The 22,309-nt window shown below is 64.1% G+C and carries 10 protein-coding genes and 4 pseudogenes; 6 read left to right on the plus strand and 8 right to left on the minus strand.

Features of this window, described 5'->3' with window-relative positions; all coding sequences use genetic code 11:
• Positions 1-336: 336 nt before the first annotated feature.
• On the minus strand, positions 337-3,786 hold the full coding sequence (locus ACZ7NC_RS40510) for a hypothetical protein (RefSeq protein ID WP_471496437.1): 3,450 nt from the start codon (positions 3,784-3,786) through the stop codon (positions 337-339).
• 917 nt (positions 3,787-4,703) lie between these two features.
• Between ACZ7NC_RS40510 and ACZ7NC_RS40515 the strand changes: the two genes are divergently transcribed.
• Complete coding sequence (locus ACZ7NC_RS40515) at positions 4,704-5,285, plus strand: hypothetical protein (RefSeq protein ID WP_471496439.1); 582 nt, start codon at positions 4,704-4,706, stop codon at positions 5,283-5,285.
• A gap of 331 nt (positions 5,286-5,616) precedes the next feature.
• Here the strand turns inward: ACZ7NC_RS40515 and ACZ7NC_RS40520 are convergent, their stop codons facing one another.
• Both ACZ7NC_RS40520 and ACZ7NC_RS40525 read right to left on the minus strand, forming a co-directional pair.
• Positions 5,617-6,984 carry an alkaline phosphatase PhoX gene (locus tag ACZ7NC_RS40520; RefSeq protein ID WP_471496441.1) on the minus strand — a complete coding sequence of 456 codons (1,368 nt, stop codon included), beginning with the start codon at positions 6,982-6,984 and terminating at the stop codon, positions 5,617-5,619.
• 1,698 nt (positions 6,985-8,682) lie between these two features.
• Entirely contained in the window at positions 8,683-11,298 is a 2,616-nt protein-coding gene (locus ACZ7NC_RS40525) for a sialate O-acetylesterase (RefSeq protein WP_471496443.1), read from the minus strand.
• 1,093 nt (positions 11,299-12,391) lie between these two features.
• Between ACZ7NC_RS40525 and ACZ7NC_RS40530 the strand changes: the two genes are divergently transcribed.
• Positions 12,392-12,757, plus strand: coding sequence for an STAS domain-containing protein (locus ACZ7NC_RS40530; protein ID WP_471496445.1), 366 nt, complete (start codon positions 12,392-12,394; stop codon positions 12,755-12,757).
• Between the two features lie 338 nt (positions 12,758-13,095).
• Here ACZ7NC_RS40530 and ACZ7NC_RS40535 read toward each other — a convergent pair.
• Positions 13,096-13,566: pseudogene (locus ACZ7NC_RS40535) on the minus strand (transposase family protein); the annotation flags it as partial.
• A 205-nt stretch (positions 13,567-13,771) separates the two neighbouring features.
• Positions 13,772-14,215, minus strand: a complete 444-nt coding sequence (locus ACZ7NC_RS40540) for a spore-associated protein (RefSeq protein ID WP_471496447.1) — start codon at positions 14,213-14,215, stop codon at positions 13,772-13,774.
• A 1,364-nt stretch (positions 14,216-15,579) separates the two neighbouring features.
• Here ACZ7NC_RS40540 and ACZ7NC_RS40545 point away from each other — a divergent pair.
• Positions 15,580-15,879 (plus strand): hypothetical protein, encoded by a 300-nt coding sequence (locus ACZ7NC_RS40545; protein ID WP_471496449.1) that lies wholly within the window; start codon positions 15,580-15,582, stop codon positions 15,877-15,879.
• Between the two features lie 307 nt (positions 15,880-16,186).
• Here ACZ7NC_RS40545 and ACZ7NC_RS40550 read toward each other — a convergent pair.
• Positions 16,187-16,455, minus strand: a pseudogene (locus ACZ7NC_RS40550) (ISAzo13-like element transposase-related protein); the annotation flags it as partial.
• Between ACZ7NC_RS40550 and ACZ7NC_RS40555 the strand changes: the two are divergent.
• A pseudogene (locus tag ACZ7NC_RS40555) lies at positions 16,431-16,599 on the plus strand (IS6 family transposase); the annotation flags it as partial. The pseudogenes ACZ7NC_RS40550 and ACZ7NC_RS40555 sit on opposite strands and share 25 nt — an antisense overlap.
• Before the next feature lie 71 nt (positions 16,600-16,670).
• Here ACZ7NC_RS40555 and ACZ7NC_RS40560 read toward each other — a convergent pair.
• Positions 16,671-17,780, minus strand: coding sequence for a glycosyl hydrolase family 28-related protein (locus ACZ7NC_RS40560; RefSeq protein WP_471496451.1), 1,110 nt, complete (start codon positions 17,778-17,780; stop codon positions 16,671-16,673).
• Between the two features lie 715 nt (positions 17,781-18,495).
• Here ACZ7NC_RS40560 and ACZ7NC_RS40565 point away from each other — a divergent pair.
• Positions 18,496-18,669 (plus strand): annotated as a pseudogene (locus ACZ7NC_RS40565) (hypothetical protein); the annotation flags it as partial.
• A 263-nt stretch (positions 18,670-18,932) separates the two neighbouring features.
• On the opposite strand, the gene ACZ7NC_RS40570 reads toward ACZ7NC_RS40565, so the two are convergent.
• The gene (locus tag ACZ7NC_RS40570; protein WP_471496453.1) at positions 18,933-20,210 is read right to left on the minus strand and encodes a right-handed parallel beta-helix repeat-containing protein; all 1,278 of its coding nucleotides are present in this window, start codon (positions 20,208-20,210) and stop codon (positions 18,933-18,935) included.
• Between the two features lie 604 nt (positions 20,211-20,814).
• Here ACZ7NC_RS40570 and ACZ7NC_RS40575 point away from each other — a divergent pair.
• A complete protein-coding gene (locus tag ACZ7NC_RS40575) occupies positions 20,815-22,218 on the plus strand; it encodes an RICIN domain-containing protein (RefSeq protein ID WP_471496455.1) in 1,404 nt (467 codons plus the stop codon).
• Positions 22,219-22,309 lie beyond the last annotated feature (91 nt).

Raw genomic sequence — 22,309 nt, forward strand, 5'->3', positions numbered from 1 at the left:
CGAGGTAGTGGGCGTCCCGCTGATCGACCCGACTATCAGCAGCAACGCAGCCACACTTCACACCCTCGCAGCACCATCTGCCTTCGCCGCAGCACCACGACCACTGAGGCCGCCATGTAAACAATGAGCACAACCAACACGCCTGGGATCATGCGGGACAGCCACCCTCGGTCAGGGATGCTGTCCGCAGAAAAGTGATCCTCACATCCCGCGAAACCGTGCGTAGCCCGCTCTCAACCTCCAGAGCCGGCACAGCCCACTACGGGAGCATCACCAGCCATCAGTCGATGAACCCGGCTGACCCCAGCCACAACCCGCTCGTCCACATCAGACCATCTACTGCGCCATTGGCTGGGACACCTGCTGGACCGCTGGCGCAGGCGCAGAATCAACCGGAGCAGGAGCACGAGCGACAGACGCTTCGGCCGGAACTTCTGTAGCCGCAGGCGCCGGCGCGGACGGCGTAGTCAGACCCGACTGCTGCTGCGGCTGCTCCCCGGGGGACAACGTCTCTGCCGACCGCGGATCAGGCGCAGGCGGCACAGGAGAAGCGGGAACATTAGTCGACGACGCAGCCCCAGGCACGAACAACGGATCCTTCAACGAACCCCGCGAGAATTCCGGCGCCTGCTGCGCCTGCTCCACCGGCGTAGGCGCAGCAGCTGCAGGCGGCGTAGTCAGAACCGCCTGCGGCGCGGGCGTAGACGAAGCGGATGCACCAGTCGACGGTGCAGTTGGCGCAGGCGACGGCAGCGGTGTCGCGTTCGGGTCCAGCGGCTGCGATTTCTCAGATGACTGCGGCGGCTGCGGCACAGCCGGAGCTGGAGGCGGTGTGGTCAGACCCGGCTGTTGCAGCGACTGCTGCGCGGGCGCGGACGACGCGGGTGCACCAGTCGACTGGACGGCCGGGGACTGCCCAGCCCCGGGAGCAACCGACGGCTCCTTCAACGAGCCCCACGAACGCACCCCAGTCCAAGCGCCACGCGCAGGCTGACCGCCCAGCGCCGGAACCGATGACCCCGTGGACTTGACCGGCGCCAGCTGCTCCAGCGGCGTCTTCCCCACCGCCGAAGCCCCAGACATAGCCGACGAATCCTTCAACGGGCCCCACGAAGCCTTGCCCGGCCCCGTTGGAAAAGACCCCGCTTCCGCTGCCCGCTTTCCCGGGTCAGCCGGAGTCAGCTGCTGTTGCTGTGGACCCTGCGTCAGATCATGGGGAGTCGGCACCGGCGTCGGCGAATCGCCAGGGATCGACGGCGTGCCAGAGGAGCCACCCTGCACGCCACGGCTGCCGGTGCCCCCGGAACCTGCCGGCCCCCCAGAACTACCCGAAGTGCCCAAGGTGCCCGGGCTCTCCGAACCACCGGCAGCCCCAAGACCGCTACCGCTGCCGCCAGAGCCACCATGACTGACGGCAGCGCCGCCAGAGCCGCTGCCGTCAGAACCGTTCGAGGCCTGACCGCCGTTGAGGTCACCCCCCGGCAGCGGCAATGACGAGTTCACCACCGCCGCCGGTGCCACCTGCGTAGGCGGACTCTGGGATCCAGCACCGTCCTGCGGCAACTGATCCGACTGCGGAAGCGGCTCGCTGGCGTGACTGTCCCCGAATCCGGCCTCCCTCACATTCCGCACATGCCGATCAGATGAACCACCCTGACCGCCGTCCGAAGCCGCAGGCTGCCCGCCGCCAGCGTCGCTCCCCTGGCTGTCAGCTTTCTCTCCCCACTTGTCGCTGTATTTCTTTATCTCATCCTGTTGGAAATTGTTGAGCCCTTTCTCGACGTCAAGTAGGTTCTCGTCTACTTTGGCACCATCCCCATTTGGCTCGTATTTCTTCATCTCGTTCCCGAGATCCCGGAAGAACTGGAGAGTTTCGCCCTTGACAGCCTCCAGCCTCGCGGGACTCTTTTCAGATTCCGGCACCCGGTTCCACTTGCGATAAAACATCTCCTCGATCGGCGAAAGAACATATTTCCCCCCTTGCATACCTCCTCGCCCATCCACCATCCTGCCGAAAAGATTGTGAATTCCCGTCCAGTAGGAGGGGCTCCAGTAACCTGTAGGAGCCCTATTAAGGTCATACGCCTCCTGGTCCTGCAATTGATTCAGGTACTCCACTGGGCTATCAATCGAGCCGATCCCGACCGGCTCCAGTACAGCTTTGGTTGCATCAATATTGTAGTCAATACTAGAGGCGTACTCGGGATGTTCCTGCCGCGCCTTAACCGCACGCTCTTGGTAATTCTGAAGCGCGCCATCGGTAACTTCCTTCAACTTCTCTGGAGTTTGCTCCTCCGGCTTCAATTCACTTAATTTCGCGTACACTTCCCTTACCGCATCATATTTCCAACGACCGCCTCTGTCTTCCCACCCCTTCACCCTTTTTTCGCTCAGAACCTCCATACTGCTCTTGCCGCCGTTGATCCATCTGTCGATGGCCGGCCCCGCTACATTGCCCCCAAAATTCTCAAGCATGCCCGACAGCTGGCCATTCGTTCTCCCGAACCCAGGTCTAAATGCGTTCCAGAAGCCAGACCGCGGCCCCGTGACCGAGTGCGAACCGAGGGAGGGATTCGCATTCGGTTGCTGACTCGGCAGGACATACCGGTTCCCCTGACCACCTTCCGACGCCCCGGACCCAGATACGCCGCCAGACCCTGCCGACGCCCCCCTTGACGGGGACGACGACGAAACACCCGACTCCACCACCGGCTGCTTCAAGCCCTGCTGATTCTTCACATCTTCAATGGGACCGCAGTTCAACCCCAGCGGCAACGACTGCGCTCCATGGCCACATGCCGCCGATGTCGACGGCTGCCGGCCCTGCTGCCCGTCATCAGCATCCGCACTGTGACCCGCGGAATCACGCCGGCCCCCTTCCCCTGGCTGAACCGGGGCCGGGCCCAGGCCAGGCTCTGCACCCTGCCAGCCACTGGCATGGTCAGTGAGCGGATTATAGGAAGGTGCGTTCGGCTTGTAGTGCTCGTTAGGGACAGGAGTTGCACTAACCCCCGCACCGCCCCTGAAGTACGTTCTGACCTGACTGTTGTTCAGTTTCAAAACTTCATTCTGAGGTAATGGAACCATCCCCCCTGGTGCCTGGTAATAGTATCCGACAACAAGTTCCGCCTTGACGATATGCTCGGGGAGAATCCTCCGTACGGCTACCACTTCTTTCTGGCCTGCCATTTTTCGGGCGGCGTCACTCAACTTTTCATACGGCACAGCAAACATGTTGGAGGCGGGCTTGATTTCATAACGCCAACCAGCCCTTAACATGTATTGCTTTCCGTCGGATCCTTTCACGGTTCTAGGCATATTTCGGACAGTTTGGGGTAGCGTTGGAAAAAGCCTCGAACTAGAATGCTCCGGAGTATTTTTGGACAGCCACTCCAGCGAATCAAGCGGTTTCAGGAACTGATCGGTAACAGCTGGACTCGTACTCGTGGAAACATATCCGCTCTCATAACCCTTTCCGCCGGAAACACTCTTGGAGAGATCATACCCCTTGCCTTCCGACCAAAATCCGCCACTACGAATGATTTCATCCAGGGGACGCATGTCCACACGGAACACGTTTTGCCCGTCATAAGGCCTGAGTCCATGTCCTAGCGTGTCCTGCGTGCCCGCATAGGCATACGCGGGGACGGCCACCTGCGCGACGCCCAGCCCTGCAGCCAGCCCCGTGCTGCCCACCAGAGAGGCAACAATGAGGTTTCTGTGCGCCTTGCGTGTCAGCCCTGCCTTCTTATGGCGACTATCAGAACGCTTCGAGTGAGATGCCATGAACGATCCCTTCATTCTCGTCGCATACGCAGGTACCACGACACGGGTGAGTGGGTCGGATCACATTGACCTCAGGGCGTGCGCATCTTTGTCACGACGTCGTGACCTGCTCGTTACTGCTGCCACCCCGGCCGGTGGAGGAGAAGTAGGCCCCAACGCGCGTATACCTTTATGAGACATGGCGTCAACAGTCTCGTCAAGGATCGAATTCCTACCCACACCGGTCCGTCCGGAGCTTCCTTATCAGGAACTGAATAATCAGGCCGGGGCATGCGCAGATTTTCGTGCACCGAATAACAAACGACGACCGTATGCCTCGGCCGGTTATGTGACCGCTTTCACCGGGGTCCGAGCGGAAACAACTGGCCCGCCCCCACCTGTCAAGGAGACGTGTAAGTCGGTGATCTTGGGCGTGCATGGTCTGGTCGTTCCGTCTCTCAATCTCCGAAGAGCTGGGGAGATGCGGTGGGATCGCGCTCCGAGTTTCGCGGTGCCAGCGGATGAAGACGCGGGCGGCGGGTTCAGTGCGCATGACAGGCCCGGCAGAGTTCATCCACGCCGGTCATCGGCGGGCCGTGCCAGTGCAGCAGGAGCTCGCCACGTCGGCAGTAATGAGCCACACCTGCTGCAGCGGCAACCACGAATCCAATGCTTCACGATTCACAGTCCGACGCGATCACGGAACGAGGACTGGACTGATCCGCAAAGCGGTCACGTAGCACCAGGCGGTCAACGTGGACGCGGGTGGCGGGGACTGTCTGGCTCGGGCGGTACCGGCGCGGTGCCGAACGGAAATGAGACGTACGGGGCGCATCCGTGCAAGCCCGTCGGCGCCCGATCCGCATCGGCGCGCCTCACTGTTTTGTCCGCCGCTGCGTTCCCACGAGATGGTGATGCCCAGCCATACACTCCGGGCCATGGAGGGATGGAAGTTCTGGTGGGGTGTCACAGCCTTTTTCCTCACGCTCCATGCCATGGAGGGATGGGAGTTCGGGTGGAGTGTCGCGGCGTTCTTAATCGGCGGCCTTGCGACGCAGGTCAGCGGATGGCTGACACACAAACGGCAGCGCGCCGAGAAGGCGGCGGACGCAGCCGCGGCCGCCGAGCAGCGCCGCGTGGATTTCGAGTTACAGCACCTGATCGAAACCAACACGAAGCTGCACGACTACAGGGATCGATTCATTAGTTTTGTCGCCGCTGTCCGCGAAGTTCATGAGGCACGGGCCCAGGACAGGCCCACCACAGAGGGAGAGGTTCGTGCCGCGAACGAGACGCTAGAAGCTGCGGAGGGCGCCTTGCACGGCAAGGTGGGATTTATCCTCGACAACGCTGTGCGGGACAGCGTCTGGAAGGCGATGGAGGCCATCGACCTTGCCATGATCGATGCACTGAACCAGGAGGAGGTCGACTTCAGGTCGGTGGGATCGGCCGTGAACAAGGCATCCGAGGCCCTGAGCACTCGCGTGCGAAGCCTGTACGCCAAGCAGCCGTCGGCATGAGTGGGTGACAAGTGGGCGCGAACGGGGCGCGGATGGAGCCGATGCACGCTTTAACTTGGATGCCCTCGACGGAAGTTGGTGGGCCTGTTCCACTCCCGTCGAGGGCGTCAGGGGGCTGAAGGGTCCTACAAGGACGTCTACCGCTGATCGTCCTTGTCGGGTTTGCCATCCTCCTTCATGCTCCCAGCAAATCTTCGGCATGCACGACGACCACGGCGCCTATGCCTGCACCGTGCTCCGTCGGCTGGTCATGCCCGGAAGAGCGGCCGTCGTATGGTCGGCGCTGCGCGGTCAGGCTGAGGAAATGGCCGTGCTGTGGAATTCGCACGAGCTATCTGCGCCACGGGCCGGTCACCGCGAAGGTGGTACCGGGCGCATAACAGTTGAAGTACATCGTCCGGCCGTCCCGGGAGAAGGTGACTCCCGAGAACTCCCCCCAAGCGGGCTCTTCCTCAGTTCCGATGTTCTGGCGGCCCCTGGCCATCGGGTACACGTCTCCCTTGCGGGTCACGCCGTAGACGTGTTGGGCGCCATTGCCGTCCTCGCACACCATCAGGCCGCCGCAGGGAGCAAGGCAGATGTTGTCCGGGGACTCACCGGGCAGCTGCACATCAGTGTCCGGCCCGAACACGATGACCAGGGTCAGCCTGCGGCGTGCCGGGTCGTAGCGCCAGATCTGTCCGTAGTGGTCGGCAGTTGATCCCTCCGCGCTCCGCGCGAAGGACGATACGAAGTACACACAACTGCCGCCCCAGTAGCATCCCTCCAGCTTCTGCGCGTGCGTGATGCCCCCGGCGCCGTAGTCCTGAAACCGGGTGGGGGTGGAGGAGGCCAGGGGATCGGGTACGTCCACCCACTCGATGTTCTCGAAGTGTGCGCCGGTCTCCTGGATCGTCGACAGGTCCGGTACGCCAGGCACTCGCATGGCCTGCAGCCGACCGCCCGCTTGGAGTGAACCGACGCCGCCCCGCGGCTTGTTCGGCATGAACCGGTAGAAAAGGCCGAAGGGTTTCTCGAAGGCGTCCTCTGTCTCGTAGACGACACCAGTGCGCGGGTCGATCGCGATCGCCTCGTGCTGGAAGCGGCCCATGGCGGTCAGGGGAACGGCGCCGACGCGGTGTGGGTCGGTGGGGTGGACCTCGAAGATAAAGCCGTGGTCCTTGGTGTATCCATTGGTGCCCGCCTTGTCCTCGGTTTCCTCGCAGGTCAGCCAGGTTCCCCATGGGGTACGGCCGCCGGAGCAGTTGACGGCCGTACCGGCGATGGCCACCCGCTCGGACAGCACGTTCTGGTCCCCATCCAGCGTCAGTGCCGTGCAGCCTCCCTTGGCCGCCGGGTCGTAGGTGAGACCGCTGACAGTTGGGACGGGGAACGTCGCCGTGACGCGGTTCTCGTGGTTGCGGACGAGGTGCGTGCGGCCGGCTTTGCCGTCGAAGGCGGCCATGCCGTCATGGTTGGAGGGGACGGGGCCTTCGCCCGAACGAAGCTGTTGGCCCTCGCGGGAGAGCACGGCATAGCGGAAACCTTTCGGCAGGTCGAGCAGACCTTCCGGATCCGGGACAAGCGGGCCATAGCCGGTTTGACCGAGGTTCTGCGCGGCGGCAGTTCCCGCGAAGAGCTCGGACAGAGCCCCGCTGAAAGCGATGCCCGCTCCCAGGGCACTCACTCCCGATAAAATCTGACGACGTGTTGTGGACATGCGGCAGCAACCTTCTTCTGACAGACAGTTGTGATCTTGCTGTGTCTACCACCCGGAGCGCACGATCTGCCACTCCTCGATGACACGGGCCTTCACCTCTGAGACATCGAGCTCATGCCCTGGACTGAGCAACAGCAGTGACAGGCGTACGGGCTCGGCAGCGCGCCTTGTGCCCTGGTGCAGCAGCACCAGGGAGGAGGTCCTATACGCAGGCCGGCAGTCGTCTGTGCCGGCCAACAACGGGCGCCACGCCCTGGAGCAGCGCGCGCAAGTGAACCCTTGTCCCATGGAGAAGCTGAATCCGTCACACACGTCGTCGTCTGCATCGACAGCATCGACTTCAGTAGAGTCCGACGTGCCGGCGGATCGTCAGGTCCTCGGTGCTGTCGGTGTCAGCCTTGTCTCGGGTTCGTGTGTGATCCCCGGCTCCTGACTTGTAGGCCCCCGACGGGCGTTGGGACTCCATGCACAAAGCCTCCAGCCCGTCGAGGGCGCTGGAAGAGTTTTACTAAGGCCTGTCTGCCTCTGTCGAGCGCGGACCGGCGAGGTCCGCAGCCTTGCCCCTGGTCACCTGACGAAGGCCCGCTTTCACATAAGCAGGCTCGCCTGACCCGATCCTTCCGGTTGGGCTTCCCGGCCGTCCTCACGCCGGCCAGCGCCTTTCCGCGGCCGGCGAGCGGCAACCGCCCGTCCGCCTTCCCGGCGCGTGGTCAGCTGCCCGAAGAAAGAGCAGCTCTCAGCCCGTGCCCACACCCGCTCCCGCGGCTCACGGAGATCCCTCGGAAGAGTGGCATCGCCCGTGTCTCCTCGACAGCGCCTTGCCCCGACCGAAGGCGCATCAAGTACGCCGGTGAGGTCTGGCGCTGCTGCGGGGTGAGCCCCAGCACCACAAGCCGGCCAGGGTGCTCTCTCCAGGAACGGGGCGTTGGCCGCGACCGCCCGAAGGCCTCGTACCTGGTCCCGTCGCCGTCATGATGCGGGACTCTTCTCTCCGTCATGGAGACGCCGGGAGTTCGCGGGCTTCCGGGTGGGCGTGGGGGGCCTGTCGCCTCCTCCCTCTGAGGACGGGGCCCAATGCATGCACGGAACACGACGGACTGCGAGGGTCGCAGGCAGACCTCGCGGGCCGGGACCGCCGCATCCCCTTCCCAGCAGAGGCACGGTCTGCCGCACGGCGGCAAGACGGCGCAGGATTCAACGCGTTCACGTCTCCGGCGGCACCACTGCCTTCCCTGCCGACGGCATACCCGATCTACTGGCCCATGCCCGGCCCGAAGCGCGAAGGGGTGCGGCCCGGGCAACAGGTCGGGGTGGAGCACCGGGTGCGAGCAGCCCACCCCGACCCCCTGCCCTTGGCCTACATGCCCGCGACTGTCGGTGCGCCGCCGGCGGTCCGCTCCCCTACCGCGTTGCCCGCAGACCGCTGTTGCGGACAACGACCCCATCGAAGCCCTCCATCAAAGCGGCGGCATCCAGCGGATGACACAATGCGCGAATTGGTGATCGGTCGCCGTCATGATGCGGGATCCCTTCCCTCTGACATGTAGGCCCGGGGGAGGCAGGAGGCCCCTGGGCTGAGCGTTGGGGTCTGCCGCTTCCTTCCTCGTTGGTGACAGGCCCCAACGCGTGGGCCCCCGCGGCCATGACGCATGACGACCGCGGGGAACTCACCTGGATCCGGCTCCCCCGGTTGATGGCTCAGCTGACCGGCAGTCGGTCGAAGGCGAGCAGGCCCATGCCGGAGGCGTTGGTGATCCAGGCTGTGGTCGGTGTCGAGTTCATCGTGGCGGCGCCGCGGTGGCCGGTGTACGCGATGCCGGTCAAGCCGGCACCCGGGCCGCTCAGGATCAGGTCGAAGTAGCCGGTGCCGCAGCGAACGTCGGCCACCCTGGACGTCGTACCGTAGAGGACGAAGTCGGCCTTGCTTCCGGGGTCGCAGCGCAGGGTTTGGGAGGCATCCGTGAGATTGATCCGGATGCCGGTGCGCGAGGAGTTCGCCCAGGACGCATTCAGGGGGTTCGGAGGGGATGCGGGCGTGGTAGGTGCGATGCCATAAAGGTCACGGAGGATGCCCAGGCTCAGCCAGTCGGCAAGCTGGCGGTAGCCGCGCTGATAGAGGTAGTGGCAGCCGGCGTGGCCGTCCAGGCCCGTGGTCGTCATCACCGACGTATCGGGAAGGGAGGCAAACCGGCGCTCAACCTCCTGCACAGCCAGACCTGATGTCCCCCCGCAGCCACTGCGGATCTGCACGACGTAAAGGTGCTCGAGGTTCGTGAAGTCGGCGCGCCAGTCGGCCATGAGAGCGCGGACGTTGGCGTTGTGCTGTGCGGGTACGCCTGCGTCCGACTCGCCTTGGTACCAGATGACACCGCGCACCGCGCCGGCCAGTCCGGCGCCGCGGAGTCGGCCCAGCAGGCGGCCGTAGTTCGTGGCCGGGTCGGTGGGGTTGGCGTCGGAGCGCTGGAAGAAGCTCGACGGTTTGCCGCCGTCCGCGCCGTTGATGATGGCGACGGGGATGCCCGTGCGGTCGACCAGGTCGCGTCCCAACTGCACGCCGATCTGCCCGATCGCTCCACGAACCAGGGTGTGATGACCCTCGAAGCCTTCGCCGGTGGCCCGGTACCAGCTGCGGTCGTGGACGGACTGGGCAGGATCCGCGGTGCTGTAGCCGAAGGTGCGGACCCACGGAGACTGGTCTGCGGAACTGGCGGTGCCGGCGCCGTCGGTGGACGCGGCTACGGCGTTGGACTGTCCCTGGATGACGTACAGGTCACCGGCGACGACGTCGGTCGCCCGGCGGATCAGGGTGCTGCCCGAGGGCCGCTCGGCCCACACCTCGACCGTGTACGCGGCGCGTTCGGCGGGGATCAGGGCGTTCAGCGTCCACGAGGAGGCGGCCGGTACGCGCTGAGTCGTGACCAGCGTGCCTTCGCGGTACACCCTCATCTCCACGTCGGTGATGTCCGGGTCGGTGACGCTACCGCGCACCTGGACGGTCGCGGTGTTCGTGGCCCTGTCGCGGGGATAGAGCTGGGCGTTGGTGGGGCCGGTGATGATATCCACGCCGGCCGGTTTGACGTACACCTTCAAGTGAGGCCTGGTCCAACGGTTCGCATTCCCGGCGAATGTCCAGTCCGGCTGGCCACTGGGCGCGTTGCCCACACCTGCGGAGACCCGCGTCTGGGGCGTGTGGGCCCAGCCGTTCACGGCCAGAACGGTCTGGCGGTGGGCCAGGTCATGAACCTGGAAGGATCCGTAGCCGCCCGAACCGGGAATAGGCTCGGTGAACGGGCGGGGATTGTCTGCGATGTCCCAGGTGTTGGCGTCGCCACCGGGCGGTGGATTGCGGGGAAGCTCCGCGCCGTAACGGTTCGGCCACATCTCCAGGTACCCGTTGCGGTGGTCGGAGGGGCGGACATCCGATCCCCGTACGGTCAAGTCCGGCACCTGCCGCCGCGTGACTCCTGACATCGGCACGCCGAGCGCCTTCAGGTTCTGCGTCCAGGTTTTCATGGAGGCATAGCCCCAGGCCGGAGTGGTGCCGTGCATGCCGTCCAGGCAGTAGGCGACGCGGGAGATCGGTGTGCTGATCGACTCCGAGTTGTCCGCCTGGTACGGCACACCATTCGCCCACCCGGCCGCGGTCCGCGGAACTTCCGCGTCGTACAGCAGGCGATAGTCCGCCAGTTCGCCCACCGTCTGCTCGCAGGTGGTTGCCTGCGGGGTGGCGGGCTTGACGTACACCTTCAGCCTGGCCGATGCCAGGGAGCTGCCCGACTGGGAGAACGTCCAGTCCGGATGCCCGCTCGGTTGATTGCCCGTGCCGATGTCCAGATACCGGCCGCTGCCGTAACTCCAGCCGTTCAGCGCGAACACCGTTTCCCGGCTGGCGGTGTTGTGGACCTGCATCGTCCCGTAACCCGAAGCGTTACCGGCCGGAGTGTCGGAGAAATCGTAGGTGCTGCCGTCACCGGTCGGCGCCTGCGGCGAAACCCCCGGCCCGTAGGTGCCGGGCCAGAACTCGATGTACCCGCCCTCAGCCCGCTCCACATGGGTCACGTTGCTGCCCCACGTCGTCAGACCCGTCACCCTGCGCGCGACCGTGGTCCTAGGCACCCCCAGCAGTCGCGGGTCGTTGGTGAAAGCATCGAACGAGGCATACGCCCACTCACGGCCGCCCCCGGTCGTCACCGTGTCCAGGCAGTACGCCACCCGGTCCAGATACGCCGTACTCGGCTGACCATTCAGCCTCAGCGACCTGTCCACGGTGTACGGAACCTTCAGCCCACCCTGCCAGAACGCCGCCCTGGGCACATTTAGTTCGTACAGCGGCATATAGCCCGAGAGCTCGTCAACCGTTTCACAACTCGTTGGAGCAGCGACATCCGGCGTAGCTGCCGATGCGCCCGATACCTGAGGCCCCATCGTCGCCCCGATGGCGACAACCCCGATCAACGCGACCGACTGCAGAAACCGATGGAGCATGCCACGCTTGGCCTGTCTCCCAACTGGCCTGGCAATCCGTTTCATGGCTCTTACTCACCCATCACTGGCTGATCAAAATATCGTCACACAGATCAGCCCCCTCCCTGTGAGTGACGAGTACGAGATCCAAACAGGTGAAGTCAGAAGCCAGAGGAGCTACTCCGAAGCCTTTGGTGTGTAACGGGGTCCTGCGGAATGTGATCCCGCACGGCACTGCTCAGGAACCCCTGGCATTGGGGCGCTGCTGATCGCGGCCGAGCAGCCAAAACCAAGAAGAGGCTGGGCGACCCTTGGTTTTGTGTCCCGCAGCATGGATAACCAAGACCTTGTCCAAGATGAAACCTACGTTGCCTTGTAAGACCTCTGGGCCTGCGCCTCGCCTCACGAACTCGGTGGACAGCAGTGACAAAGCCAAGAATCGATCCCTGCAGTCGTGGAGCCTCGCATTGGCTTCGCACCCGAACTTCCAGCCATCCGTGGCGTCAGGTGCGAGGAATGGCGTGCCGCCCCGCCAAAGCGAAGCGGCTCTCTGCCGGCGAGCGAGGAAGTCAGTGATGGCCGCAGCGGATTCGACCCAGTCGCCCCTGCCTGCGGGCGCGTGGCCGGCTTTCCTGCGGTGATCAGGGACTACAGGTGCACCTGGTCGGATGGGGATCGACAGGGGGTCAGGGCAAGCTGCTGCTGATCTACTCGCGGACAGCTACCGGCGCGAAACGGGCTCGGCAAGGCAGGCAGGCCCTTGGTGCAGAGCCCGGCTTGAGCGGGGGGCCTCCCACGCATCGACTGACATTGATGTGAGGATCCTATATAAAAGATGGTCTTGTCCGGATTTTCCATCTGTTGTAATTGCATGATCGGTCGTGCGGTGCAGGGTCGTGGCTGAACTACCAGCCACGGGCGCCGCGGGGGAGGTAGGCAGGAAATGAACATCACGCTGAGCATCAACCCGGACTCGCGCCACGCCCTGGTCGTCGTCTCCGGGGAGCTGGACATCGCCACCGTCCCGGATCTGCGCCGTGAGCTGACTGTGGCGGTGACCGCGTGCGAAGAGACCGTCGTAGACCTCGCCGGTCTGGAGTTCTGCGACTGCTCCGGCATCGGCGCCCTGGTTGCCGCCGACAACCTCGCCCGCCGCCTCGGTCATCGGCTGCGGGCACGCCGTGTCCCCGACCACTTACAGAGGCTGTTACGCATCAGCCGCACTCGCCTGACAATCACCGATCCACCCCACCCCACACGGAGGCGGTCGGTCCGCGTCCTCGAGGCTCCAGGCCGCTCAGCAGCCTGAGGACGCGTGTCGTGCCCAGTCCTGCGCAGATGGCTTGCCGGCGCAGGACCTGGAGCGCGGCGACCCAATGTCGGGGAGCTCCTGTCGGCCGTCCCAGCACTGCCCCAGCCGTCGCGGCATGCGTCAAGCGTGCGGCCGAGGCACACTGGAAGTGGTGGGCCCGCCGCTCTCCCCCGAGGCGGCGGACCCGCTCCGTATTTGGTTCTCGTTCGTGGTGCAGCGCGCTGTGGGGCCCGCCGTGGAGCCTTCCTCGCGGGGTCGCTTTGAAATCTCCACCCGTAGGTCGGATGTGCCGCCCAGCAGCTACGCCGCCGGACTCGAATGCGGCTGGCTGGGGGGCCGAGCTTCTTGACGTCGACGTGGACCAGCTCGCCAGGCCCGCCACACTCGTAGCGGCGCACGTTCACTCCGGCGGCCCCGTCGGTGGCAGCCAGAACGGGCAGGCCGTGGCGGACGGGGATGCGGTGAGCGGCGGAAGCGGCGATGCCGCACGGGGCAGCAAGCCGCACCGGTCCAATGCGGTGCTCGCGCCGTAGACGCACGACATGCTCCTCAGCCCCGACCAGCCCCGGCCAGATCCCGGTCGGGGCTGGTCGTGCGGGCGGCTGGACGGTCCTGCACCCCGGCGGCTCCGTGGAGACGGTAGGGGTGTGCTCAGCGGGCTGCGGTTGTGTGGCTGACCTGGAAGCGTTCCGCGGCCCGCCGTGGCGGCCAGGTCACTCGACGACACACCGGGCCAGACGCAGCCTGCCGGCCGGACGCTGGACAACGAGGGCCCGGGCCTCCTGGCAGTCGGGGAGATGTCGCAATCACACCGAATCCAGAAGGCCCTCACCCCATTCAAGGACCGCTCATAGCGTGCCGCCCGTCACCAACTTCCCTGGACAGCACACCTGGCCCTCGGAGAGTGGCGCGGTGTGCTCTGAGCGCACCTGGGCACTGGGGGTGTGTGTTACGGCCGCACGGGCCACGGGCGGCCCCACGGGGACGTGGCAACAGGGAAGGAAGCGCGCGTCACCCCGTAAAGGTGACCCGGTGCTCCATGAGAGCGCAGTTGGAGTTGTAGACCTGCACATGCCTGTTGGCGATGCGGCCGCCCCAGTTCACGCAATGGCCCTTGCCAGAGGCGTAAGCCGGCCCCGCGTGCGAGGTGAACTGGCCGTGATCCTCAGCGTTTCCGGTCTCCGGTACTTTAATCCACGCAGACATTTCCACGGCGCTTCCGGGATTGCTACGGATGGTTGCGACACAGTTCTGGCCGTTCGAGGAGTTGTACGTCAGGTAGACGGTGCCTAATGACCCTACGGGCATCGAGTTCACGGTCGTGTAGCCCTTTCCACAGACTTTCTGTGGTGTGACATCGGGTGCAGCGGAGGCGGGTGCCGCCAAGGCGCTGTTGATCCCCACCAACAGACCGCCTAACGCTGCGAAGGTCAGGGTAGAACGCGTGAATCTCACTGTTCCTCCTCGTGATTGGAGGTACCTCTGTTTTGTGTGCCCCGGAGAGGAGCATTCACATGGTTGTGCCCCTGGCGGCAGGCAGTATCAGAGTCAGGAGGTATCTCTGCGTTGACCAGCTGCCGATATGGGGCCGTGGCCCAAGGTGTGTTGCCGCAGCGCGTGGTGCTGGATGTCCCTTGCTCGCGGGGGGGGCTCCACAGCATCACCCATTGCGCGGGCCTTTCCAGTTTTCTGAAACACAAAGGCTACCACCGCCTCAGACAGCAGGCAGAAAATCATATGCGCGCAGACGAGACACCGGCCTCGCCTGCGGGCGCGGCCCTCCTTGTCTTCGGAGCGAATTCAGGGGCGTCGCAACCGAAATACGGGTGCTCCATGAACGTTTGTCAAGCTGGTTGGCGGCGGCTGGCGAGCGTAGGCTTGGCTTTGCCGGGTCCGGGGAGTTACTTGGCCGAGGAGTTGGCCCTCTGGGTGGGGCCCGGTCCAACGTGCAGCCCCGCTGCACCAGCAGGGGCCGGCACTCTCCACGGTCACGAGCGGTTCCCACTCGTCGGGGCCTCCCGGCCCAAACTGCCAATACCGGACCGGGAGTTCCCCGCCCTTCCGGGCGGTTGCGCACCGCTGACCAGCCACATCCACCGGATTGGAGCTGGCAAGAACTCAAGAGGCGTAACAGCGCCGGTTCCTCGCGTATACCTTCCCGTCTCGCTCACCAGGCCCAACCTCCGGCAGTGCTGGGCCGACCGACTTTGTCGAGGCTGCTCTCGCCCTCCCCGGCGATCCCCGGTTCAGGCTGCCTCCAGCTTCACCTCGCCACTGCGACGGCGAGGCGACGGTGGTGTTGCACCTCCGTCCGAAACAACAGCGCCTAGTGGCGCACTGACACGGTTCTTACCGGCACACCTGGTGGCGGGAGCGCACCCCTGCCGGGCGGCAGCTGGCCGCCACCGACAAAGCAAGGGTTGTTCTCCTGCCGCCTGACCGTGTTCTCCTGCTGCCTGACCGCGGACCTCTCCGCGCTCAGTACACGTCTTCAACACGCGCTGGCCGCCGTCGCCATCCTTGGTCCGCCGCCGCGACTGCACTCAAAGTAGTTATCTGACTACATGGAGCACATAAGGCTTATTTCGGGCGTTCACTGTGAGATTGTGGGAGTGCTGAAGATGCGTAGAGTGATGTGCATTGCGGTAACGGTGCTGGCATTAGCCGGAGCGGGCGCGGGAAGCGCGCAAGCGGTGGCTCCGCGGGGGCCGGCCGTCACGGAGGCCGCGGACCCGGGGTCGGCCACACGCCCGACGAACGCTGGCATCTTCCCTCCGGGGCAGAACGCTGGCGTCTTTCCTACGGGCAGCAAGTTGTGCTTGCACTGGGCGTGGACGTCGGGCAACCTGCGGGCGACGCTGGTCATGCAGGCGGACGGCAACCTCGCCCTCTACAAGGACAGCCGCCTCGTGTGGCAGACAGGCACCGCGGGCCGTGGCTACTGCGCCGTCTTTCAGTCAGACGGCAACTTCGTCGTCTACGACTTCAACAAGACTGCGATCTGGGCGTCCAACACCGCGAACCAGGGCGCCGCCGCCCTCGCCGTCCAGGACGACGGCAACGTCGTCATCTACAACAGCAGCTTGCATCCCATCTGGGACACCCAGACCAGCGGATGATCACGCACAGGCCCTCCCTGCCAGCATGCCGGGTGGCAGCCTCACCCGGATCAGTCGAGTCGCCGGCAAGACACGAGGAGCCTTCCCGCGTGCGCAGGACAAACCGGAACCGAGTGGTCCCTTCCCATCTGGGACATCCGCAGAGGAGGGAACACCCCGTTCTCAACCCCCGAACCACTGCCCGCTTCGATACGAGCAGCCACACCCTTCGGGTGCGGTCCAAGCTCAGCGGGGGCCTGCCCGACTCGCTCGTCCTGTGAAGAACACCGCTGAGCAGGCAAGCAGTGCCAGCGCGCTCGCCCGGCCATGGGAAGGCGGCCCACCCGGCTCCGTTCCACCAGCGGCGGATGGATTCGACGCCGTAGACGTAGGGCATCGCTCTGCCCAACTCGCGGTGGGGGGAAGTCGTGGTGCCGACCCGGACCGGCTCGCCTCGCCGCTCCCATTCACGGCCGTTGTTCTTGAACGGGCCGACCAGTTCCATCTTCTTCGCGTCCACACTGATCACCGGAGCCCGCCGTCCTGGTGGTGGCGGGCCTGTTCGTTGAGGTAGCGGAACGGGGTATCCCGATCGGGCCGAGAACAGTCACCAGCCGACGAGGGTCTCCTGACACTTCCGACCCCCGACGGCATTTGTACACAGCGAGTGACTACCGCACCCAGATGACCGAACGATTCCGCATCTGGAAGACCGCCACCGGCATGACCACGACCGCCTGACCGGGATGGCCCCACGTCCAGCCGCAACTTGGCCCAACTCACCTACCACACCAACAACTTGAACAAAGCCGTCAGGAGTCCAAAATTACCGTGCCTGTACCGCCGACGGTCGGTGCCGAGTTTCCGTTTAGGAAGAACCGTCCACGCCCCACATAAATCGATGCCGGAGCGACTGCCTCGATACCGGGAAAACCACGCAGGGAAGTATTCCAGTTTTCCACCCAGCAGTTTTCCAGGAAGAGCTGGGAGTTTGCCCCTTGAACGCGAATACCATTCGCGGTGAAATGCGACGCGCGAAGGTTCGTCGCTTGCACCGTTACACCATCCGCTGCAATCTTCAGGCAAGCAACACCAGTGATTTTTCCCTGTGCGTCCTGCGCGCCCTGAGAAGTGAGGTTGGTGATCTGTCCCGTCGTACCGCTGCCAGTGATCATTACTCCGTAGCCACAGATGTCGAAGTCCGCATCGGACAGTCGGAACTTGTTCGTGAAGCCGCTGCTGCTCGCGTGGAAGTGCATTCCGATGGCGTACCCGAGCGTGAAAATCCGGGTGAAATGCGGATTGTCGTTCCGGGCCGATAGGATCGCCGTCGCGTTGGCGGCAACGTAGGCCCCGACACTCTGGTCGTTGCCGCTCCAGAACGGCCAGAAGTGAATATTATCGATCTTGATGACGTCGAGTGCATTATCAATTTCAATGCCCTGCCGCAGTGGTTGACCCCAGATCCGCTCCAGACAGACACGGCCGACAACTCCGCTGGGGTTGGTGACGCTGATGCCCCGTGTCGGATTGTTCAGCATGATGTCGTGGATATGGACGTCAGTACTGCTGACCTGGATGGCCGGCGGATAATCAAGGGGGGCCCAGCCGGGGCCGAAGGAAGGCTGCTTGTGGCTGATCGCCAGACCAGCCACCGTGGTCCCCGCTCCGTTCCAGGCGATGGTGATCGCGCCCACGTCAACTGAGTCGACATACAGCCACGAACCGTGGGGGCTCTTGACCGGCCCCCAACCGGCACCAGCGATGACAATCGGTGCGTTGACTGTCAGTCCCGTGCCCAGCCGGTAGATGCCCGGGGGGAGCCAGACAATTCCGCCCTTGACGCTCGCATCGTTGATGGCCTTTTGGATTGCGGTGCTGTCGTCGACGGCGCCGTCCCCCACCGCGCCGTAGGTGGTCACGTCGAATACTGGGCTTACTCCGCGAAGAGGGCCACTCGCGGCGTGTGCCGTTCCACCCGTAGCCACGGCGGCAAAAACGCCCGCGCCCGCAGCTCCCAGCGTACGTAATGCAGATCGCCGGGGAGTTGCAGCTAATAAGGACTACTGTCCGGAGTCGCGCGGATCCCGCTCCGCCGAATCAATCCCGTTCTTTGCAGTTGCGGTCATAGTTTCCTCCATTAATGTAGTCATCGCCCAGGTGACCCTGATGATGAAGGGTGCACTGACTCGGCCGAGCACGACTGGTTGTGCAGAAACGGCACTTCGCCGCAGAACTAGCGGCCGCCTCCCCGCAGAAGCCTGACCAGCCGTCACAAGCGTGGACAACGCCCACGCCGCCCCGAGACCTGATGGAGACCGCCCTCATCGCACCTGTCCAGCAAGAAGACCTGGAATTACTCGATGCGCCAAAGCTCTTGAACGGCCCGTCCAGATCCATGGTCGCAGCGCGCTGTAGCCCGGGCACTGGGGAAATCCGACGGCCGGGTCACTCAGCGCCTCGCGCTTCTGAGCCTCCCCCAATGTGCGGTATATGCTGATCAACTGGTCAGGACCGGGGGGATGGGTGTTCAGGTTCCCTTTTCGGTTTTCTACGACTGGCGTTCCAGACCCTTGTCGGCGACCGCGGAACGCCGTGAAGAATTCACAGCCCTGATCCGGTACGTTTCGAGAATCCGACGAGACCTACGGCTACCGGCGGGTGCACGCCGTCCTCGCCCGCCGGGGCACGCAGGCCAGCCCCGAACTGGTCCGGACGCCGATGCGCAGTTGGGCTTGGCGCCCTGCCAGCCACGGCCCTGGCGGGCCGCCACCCTGGCCGACGAGCGCGCCGACCAGATCCCGGACCTGATGCGCCGTGACTTCAACGCTGACGCGCCCAGCCGCAAACTCGTCGGCGACATGACCTATATCCACACTTGGTCTGGTTTCCCCTACCTCGCCACGGTTATCGACTGCCATCCCAGGCCACGATCGGCTGGTCCATGGCCGACCACATGAAGACCACGCCGATATCCGACGCCATCACCGTGGCCACCAACAACACCGAGCGCGCCGCGGACTGCATATTGCACAGCGACCGCGGCACGCAAGGCGCTTTCAAGTTGTCGTCTGTCAGGGGTAGATGATGTTTCCGTCCACGCGATTGAATGGGTTGGTGGCGTAGTTTTGGAAGGCGGCTGCATGCGTGTCCGCGACAACGGTGTTGTTTGAGAAGTTGATCACGCCATTGCCGTGAAGCTGCACGCCGGAGGAGTTTGCTGAAATATCGTTGCCCGTGATGGTCACCTTCGCCCCGCCGTCGACGAGGAGCGCGGGCCCCGCAACTCCCTGCATTTCGGAGCTCGAGATCGTCACGTAGTAGCCGCCGTGAACGAAGACCGACGCGTTGCCGTTGGCGCGGAAGTGGCCGCCGGACACGTTGATCTTGCTTTCGCCTCCGGTGATCGCGAGAGCGTGGACGTGGCTGTAGTGAGTGGTGTTGGTGAGGGTCACAACCGTCTTGTCCGCGCTCAGTACCCCGATGTTGCAGAAGTCGGTGGTGAGGCCTTCGATCGTCCCCCAGGTCGCCCCCTGGTCGGTCCCTCGCAGATAGACGCCGGTGTTCGCGCCGAATACGAATACATCGCTCATGTGGAATGCATCAAGATGGTTCAGCTCGATGCCGGTCCCATTGCGCCAGAATGCCCCCTGATAAACGCTGGGAGGTGTCCAGACTTCCACATTCTCGACCGTCGTAGCATCCCATCCGGTGTCGAGACGCATGCCCAGCTTGGCGGGCGCCGAGATGAACACATCCTGGATCACGGCGCGCCCGGTGTTCGCGCTGGTGGATTCGATCCCCTTCCAAGGGAATGAGAGCTTCACGTTGCTCACACGGGTTCCGACGCCGTCGAGGAGGACGGTCGTGGCGAACTGAGTCGGGGTGGCGGACGACTGGTCCAGAGGGGTGAGGAAGTTCAGACCACTCACCGCGCCGCCGTCCTTGAGGCGGATCGCACTGTCAGCGGGGTCCGCTTGCAGGATGGTGGGGAGCGTTTGATAGTCGGAGGTGTAACTGGCGTGGGCGTCCCCGGTCATCACCTGCTTCGACAGCGTGAGAGTGTTGGTGATCTTGTACGTACCCATCGGGACGTAGACCGGGATCTTCATCGCAGCCGACTCCGCGATGGCTTGCTGGAATGCCGCTGTGTCATCGGTTGTGCCATCACCGACGGCACCGAAATCGCGGACATTGGCAACGTCCACCGTGGGAGCGGCCACCTTCTTGCGTACCTTGACAAGATGCCTGGGCTGAGCCGACTGCACATCGACCGAGGTAGTTGCAGGCAGCTCAGCTGCGGCCGCTTGCGGGACGCCGCCTGCCCCCGCAATGCCGCAGGCCATCAGCATGACAGCGAATAATCGGCCAAGTTGTCGATTCATTCATCTTCTCGCTCTCTTCAAACTGGAAGGCGAAGTGTCACTGCGCGCGCCCAGGAATTGATCGAGCAGGGCGGGCGCGACGGCAGAAGCAGTGATCCCGTCCGCCGCACAGCCCCGTCGCCCTACGCGAACCATGCATGCCATCCGTAATACATATGACATGAAGAAAGAATGAGTACATACGGCTATATGACGGCGCATCTATAGAGGTGGAACGATCTTCACCCGTCTGGCGGAGGAGAATGAGAGGGGAGCGCCCGCCAGAGCTTCGGCGACACTGACATGTTGTTCGGGGATCGTGAGATGAAATTATGTAGATCGTTGTGGGGAGAGGGCTACGCCTGGAGAGCGATAAGCCGCTGCCGTACAAGGGCTACCGGCTTCTGGCGGAGTGAACCCATGCTGGCCCCAATCTGGCGGCAAGTGGCGTACCAGCGAGGCGTGTGCGAGGTTTCCTGCACAGGGCGATGCGTCAATCGAGGCCTCCTCGACACGCTCGCCAAAACACTCTGTGAAAGGGTGGTGTGCGCCTGTGCGCAGAATAGCGAGTCACATAGTTCGGTTACTCGTCGTGGCCTGTATCGGGCTGCTATTACCGTTCCAGTCCGCTGGTGAAGCCGCAGCCGACGGGGGGACGTTCACCAACGGAACCCAGTTCATCAATACCGCCGGAGACGCGGTGCACGGGCACGGCGGCAGCATGATCAAAGTGGGCGAGTATTATTACTGGTTCGGCGAAAACACGTACCCTCGCGGCCCCTTCGCATCGATCCCGATCTACCGCTCCACCGACCTGCGTACCTGGGAGTTCCGTAACAGCGCACTGGTCCAGTCCTCGTCCCCCGAACTGCAGACCGCCGGGGTCTATCGGCCCAGGGTCATCTACAACACCAGCACGCAGCAATACGTACTCTTCCTTCGCAAAGAGAACTATCCATTCCCCATGACCGAGAACAAGGTCGCCATCGCCACATCGCCCACGGTGGACGGCACCTACACCTACCAGGGCAGCTTCCGGCCCATGGGATACAAGTCCTTCGACATGACCGTCTTCCGCGACACCGACGGCCATGCGTACCTGATCTCGACGACCAATGAACAGAAGGACCTGACCATCTTCCGCCTGTCGTCCGACTACCTGAGTGTCGCCGCCCGGGTGACCACCCTGCACGGGGTGGCGCGCGAAGCACAGTCGGTGTTCAAGCGCAACGGGGTCTACTTCATCGTGTCGTCGGGCACCACCGGCTGGAACCCCAATCAGCAGAAGTACACGACCGCGACCAGCATCGCCGGCCCTTGGAGCGGCCAGGCCAACCTCGGCGACAGCATCGGCTACGGCTCGCAGGTCACCGCCGTCGTCCCCGTTGAGGGCAGCCGCATGACCTCGTACCTCTACATGGGCGACCGGTGGGCGCAGCCCTGGCACGGTGTGCACAACGACTCGGAGTATGTCTGGCTGCCGCTGCAGTTTCCCACCAACAGATCGCTGTCGCTGACCTATCGCCCGAAAGTCTTCATCAACACCGATACCGGTGTGGTGAGCGGCGCCGGCTCCGGAAACCCCTACCAGGAGCTACGGGCCCAGCACAGCGGCCAGTGCCTGACCGCGCTGTGGTCCTGGGATGACGGGGCCGGCGTGACACAACGCCCCTGCGGCACCGCCCAGAACCCCAACCAGCACTGGCACATCCTCCCCCTGGACGACGGCTACTACCGGATCATCGCCCGGCACAGCCACAAATGCCTCACCGTACCGTCATCGGTCACCAACGACGGGGCATGGCTGACACAGCAGACCTGCGGTGTCGACTGGAACCAGCAATGGCAGTTCACCCGCCTCGGCGACGGCTCTTGGCGCATCACCGCCCGGCACAGCGGCAAGAACCTGACCATCGTCGCCGGCCCAAGAGCCGTGCAGCACACCTGGAAAGGCACTGCCAACCAGAAATGGCAGCAGGTGCGCGCACCCTACTAGTGGCCTGCGCCAGTAGTTGATCGTTAGTTGTTGTGTGACTTCTGCTGCTGGTGCGTCAGTTCCTCGTCGGGGTCCGAAGCTGGAGCCGTTG

The sequence above is a fragment of the Streptomyces sp. NPDC111802 genome (genome assembly GCF_055634335.1).

Excerpts from the sequence above, each read along its gene's own strand:
- ACZ7NC_RS40510 (WP_471496437.1), bottom strand. The coding sequence starts at position 3,786 with ATGGCATCTCACTCGAAGCGTTCTGATAGTCGCCATAAGAAGGCAGGG.
- ACZ7NC_RS40515 (WP_471496439.1), top strand. The coding sequence starts at position 4,704 with ATGGAGGGATGGAAGTTCTGGTGGGGTGTCACAGCCTTTTTCCTCACG.
- ACZ7NC_RS40520 (WP_471496441.1), bottom strand. The coding sequence starts at position 6,984 with ATGTCCACAACACGTCGTCAGATTTTATCGGGAGTGAGTGCCCTGGGA.
- ACZ7NC_RS40530 (WP_471496445.1), top strand. The coding sequence starts at position 12,392 with ATGAACATCACGCTGAGCATCAACCCGGACTCGCGCCACGCCCTGGTC.
- ACZ7NC_RS40570 (WP_471496453.1), bottom strand. The coding sequence starts at position 20,210 with ATGCTGATGGCCTGCGGCATTGCGGGGGCAGGCGGCGTCCCGCAAGCG.